The sequence below is a fragment of the Deinococcota bacterium genome, assembly GCA_030858465.1.
Taxonomy (GTDB): Bacteria; Deinococcota; Deinococci; order Deinococcales; family Trueperaceae; genus JALZLY01.
Genome location: JALZLY010000064.1, coordinates 1 through 4,120, shown reverse-complemented (window position 1 = coordinate 4,120; position 4,120 = coordinate 1). Strand labels below are relative to the sequence as shown.

Below are 4,120 nucleotides of genomic sequence, written 5' to 3'. Positions count from 1 at the left end.
TCGCCGACGCCGCCGAAGACGCCGATCTGGCGACGCTCGCGGCTTGGACCTTGGACGCCTGGCTGGGCGGCGCGCTGATCGTGGACAGCGGGCCCTATCTGGCGCGGCTCGTCCGCGCTGGCGTCGCGCGCGGGCTGTGGCCGGGTGCGCCGAGGCCCTCGCCCGTGCTCGTCGTCCTGGGCTCGCGCTCGGCCTTGACCGAAAGGCAAGTGCGGCACCTCTGCGGCGCCTGTCCAGGCGTGCTGAGGCTCCGCCCGGACGCTGACGATTCGCTGCTGGCGCGGGCCCAAGCCGCCGAGGTGGTCGTCCTCGAGGCGGACGGCGAGAAGGTTATCGACGGCGCTCTCGCAGCGCTGGCGGAGGCGCTCGAGCGCCTCCTGAACGACCTCCCCGCGCCCTACGCCTTGATCGTCTCCGGCGGGCGCACCGCCTCGAGCGTCCTCTCGCGCTTCGGCGTCCGCTCGCTCTCGGCCCGAGGCGAGGTCTTTCCGCTGGTGCCCCTGAGCCACCTCGCGGGCGGTACGCTGGACGGCAGCCTGCTCGTCACCAAGGGCGGCCTCGTCGGCGACACCGAGACCCTGACCCAAACCGTCAAATTCTTGAAGTTCCTAAGGAGGCTCACATGAAACCGACCCTGGCCATCACCATGGGCGACCCCGCCGGCGTCGGCCCGGAGATCACCCTCAAGGCCCTGCAGCAGCCCGAACTCCACGACAGCGCCCGCCTCTTCGTGGTGGGTTCCCAGGCCGTCTTGGCGGATATGGCTCGTCGCCTCGGCTACAAGATTGACGTTATTGAGATCGACGAAGCCGACGGGAACTGGCAGTCGTCACCCGATACCGTTTTGGTCCATCAAGTAGGCGAACTGGGGCCCGGCGACTTCGCGCTCGGCGAGGTCGCCCAGCCGACGGGCCGCGACAGCGTGCGCTACGTGGAGACGGCGGCTAGGCTCACCCAGGAGGGCCGCGCCGACGCCATCGTCACCGCGCCCATCAACAAGGAATCGATGCGGGCGGCCAAGATAAAATATCCCGGCCACACCGAGATCCTGGGCGCGGTCCTCGACTCCCCCGTCGAGACCATGTTCGTGGTCGACAGGCTGCGCATCTTCTTCCTGACGCGTCACCTCTCGCTCCGCGCCGCTATCGACGCCATCAGCGAGGAGGGGCTGCTCAAGCTCCTGGGGCACGCCCGCGAGGTGCTGAGCGAACTCGGCAACGACGAGCCGGTCATCGGCGTGGCGGGCTTAAACCCACACGCGGGCGACGGCGGCATTTTCGGCGATGAGGAGATCACCCGCCTGCAACCGGCCGTGGCGGAGGCGCGGGCCCTGGGCTGGGACGTGCGCGGCCCCGTCGGCGCGGACTCGATCTTTCACCAGGCTCTGCAGGGCAAGTACGACGCGGTGATCTCGCTCTACCACGACCAGGGCCACATCGCCGCCAAGACCTACGACTTCAACCGCACCGTCTCGGTGACGACCGGCCTGCCTACCATCAGGACCTCGGTGGACCACGGCACCGCCTTTGACATCGCCGGGAGGGGCAAGGCCGACCCGACCAACATGATCGAGGCCATCAAGGTGGCCGCGCACATGGCGAGCAAGCGGCTGGAAAGGGCGGGGGCGTGAGCTACCGCATCGCGGTCATCGCCGGCGACGGCATCGGCCAGGAGGTGGTGCCCGCGGGCATCCGGGTCCTGGAGGCCGTGGGCGCGCGGCACGGGCTGAACTTCGCGTGGCAACACTACGACTGGAGCTGTGAGCGTTACCTGGAGACGGGCAAGATGATGCCCGACGACGGGCTCGAGCGTCTGCGCGACCACGACGCCATCTTCCTGGGCGCCGTGGGCTATCCCGGCGTGCCCGACCACGTCTCGCTCTGGAAGCTGCTCATCCCCATCCGCCGCACCTTCAAGCAGTACGTCAACCTGCGCCCGGTACGGCTCTTTGCGGGCGTCGCCTCGCCGCTGGCGAACCGGCGGCCGGAGGACATCGACTTCGTCATCGTCCGCGAGAACAACGAGGGGGAATACTCGGAGATCGGCGGGCGCCTCTACACGGGCACGGAGCGAGAGATGGCGGTGCAGGAGACGGTGTTTACCCGCCAAGGCGTCGACAAGGTAATGCGCTACGCCTTCGAGCTGGCCCGCTCGAGGCCAAAAAAACACCTGACCTCGGCGACGAAGTCCAACGGCATCATCCACACCATGCCCTTCTGGGACGAGCGCTTCGCCGCCCTCAAGGGAGACTACCCGGAGGTGAAGACCGACCAGTACCACATCGACATCTTGACGGCCCACTTCGTCCAGCACCCCGACTGGTTCGACGTGGTGGTGGCTTCCAACCTCTTCGGCGACATCCTCTCGGACCTGGGCCCGGCGGTGGCGGGCGGCATCGGCCTCGCCCCCTCGGCCAACCTCAACCCCGAAGGGGACTACCCGTCGATGTTCGAGCCGGTCCACGGCTCGGCCCCGGACATCGCCGGAAGGGGCGTCGCCAACCCCGTCGCCCAAATCTGGTCGGGGGCGATGATGTTGGACCATCTGGGTCAAGCGGAGGCGGCCGCGAGCGTAGTGGGCGCCCTCGAGACGGTTTTGCGCGAGGGGCCGCGGACCAGGGACCTGGGCGGCGAGGCCGGCACCGAGGAGGTCAGCCAAGCGGTGCTGACGGCGCTGTCACCTAGCTAGACCCTGTAAGACCGTGAGCTAAAACGCATCCCCCACGTCTTTTGCCGCTCGACAGCGCGTGAAGTGACCCGGCTTGACAAGAGGCCGGGTCGTGGTCCATACTGGCGACAAAGCAACCTGTAAACGCTTACACCTCGACGACCTCCTCTCTCTAAGGCAAGGATGCTCGTGACGAAGCGCAACCCCACCATGTTCGACGTTGCCGCCGCCGCCGGCGTTTCCGTCGCCACGGTCTCGCGGGCCCTAAACGGCGGCAAGATCGCCCCCGTCACCCAGCGCTTGGTGGAGGGGGCCGTCGCCCGGCTCGGCTACCGGCGCAACACCCTGGCGCGCGGGCTCGTCACCGGCCGGACCGGGGTGATCGGCGTGCTCATTCCCGACGTGGTGGGGCCGCTCTACGCCCAGATGGCCCGGGGTGTCGAGGACGTGCTGGGGCCCTTGGGCATGCACTTGATGATGGTCACCGACAACCGCGACCCGGCGCAGGAGCGCGCCGCCGCCGAGCTGCTGCTCGAGCGGCGGGTGGACGGCCTGATCATCATCGGCAGCAGGTTGGCGCACGCCGCCCTCGAGCGGCTCGTGGGCGGCGTGCCGGTGGTCCTGATCCAACGAGAGAGCGCAGGAGAGGCTGAAGGCGCCGAGGACGGCCTGCGGCTCGTCGGCCTCGACAACCGCGGCGGCGCCGCCCTGGCCACCGAGCACCTGCTGGCCCACGGGCACCGGCGGATCGTTCACGTCGCCGCCCTCCGGCGCGACGGCGAGGCGCGCCTGCGGAGCTACTGCGAGCGGCTCGAGGCGGCCGGCTTGGAGCCTCACGTCATCCAGGAGGACGGCAGCGAGGAGGGCGGCTACCGCGCCGGGCAGGGGCTCGTGGAGGGGCCCCTGCAGGGGCCCGGGCCGAGCGCCGTCTTCTGCGGCAACGACCGCACCGCGCTGGGGCTCTACCACGCGCTCAAATCGGCTGGGCTGCACGTTCCCGACGACGTCTCCGTGGTGGGCTTCGACGACCTGCCCTGGACGCGCTACTTAGACCCGCCGCTGACCACCGTCCGCCAGCCCGGCCGTGCGATGGGCCGCGCCGCCGCCGAGGGGGTGCTCGCCGCCCTGCGCGGCGAGGCGTCCCCCGGGCAGCTGCAGATCCCCGCCGAACTCGTCGTCCGCGCCTCGGTCACGACGCTGGGGGCAGCGTCCACCGGCAAGTCCCTGAAAGCCCCGAAAGGAGGTAAGCACAGCGCCAGGTTGTCGTAGAACAGGGTTCTTGATCCCTGCAAGCCTCGAGTCCCCGATCCATTCCATAAGGAGATGTTCATGCGGAACTTTTACCGACTCACCGTCCTTAGTACTACAGTTGTATTTAACCTGTAGAATAGGGCTGTTCGAGCCCTGACCAGATTTTGTCCCAGATGCCGGTCTTTTGCCATTGGCTGAGTTG

General features: G+C 68.6%; 4 protein-coding genes. All 4 read left to right on the top strand.

The window, feature by feature from the left end:
* The coding region (locus M3498_03225) for a hypothetical protein (GenBank protein ID MDQ3458307.1) at window positions 1–626 on the top strand (626 nt) is incomplete at its 5' end.
* Entirely contained in the window at window positions 623–1,630 is a 1,008-nt protein-coding gene (pdxA, locus tag M3498_03220) for a 4-hydroxythreonine-4-phosphate dehydrogenase PdxA (protein MDQ3458306.1), read from the top strand. The genes M3498_03225 and pdxA, both read left to right, overlap by 4 nt.
* On the top strand, window positions 1,627–2,688 hold the full coding sequence (locus M3498_03215) for a tartrate dehydrogenase (GenBank protein ID MDQ3458305.1): 1,062 nt from the start codon (window positions 1,627–1,629) through the stop codon (window positions 2,686–2,688). The genes pdxA and M3498_03215 overlap by 4 nt, the downstream gene beginning before the upstream one ends.
* A gap of 168 nt (window positions 2,689–2,856) precedes the next feature.
* Window positions 2,857–3,936 carry a LacI family transcriptional regulator gene (locus tag M3498_03210; GenBank protein MDQ3458304.1) on the top strand — a complete coding sequence of 360 codons (1,080 nt, stop codon included), beginning with the start codon at window positions 2,857–2,859 and terminating at the stop codon, window positions 3,934–3,936.
* Window positions 3,937–4,120 lie beyond the last annotated feature (184 nt).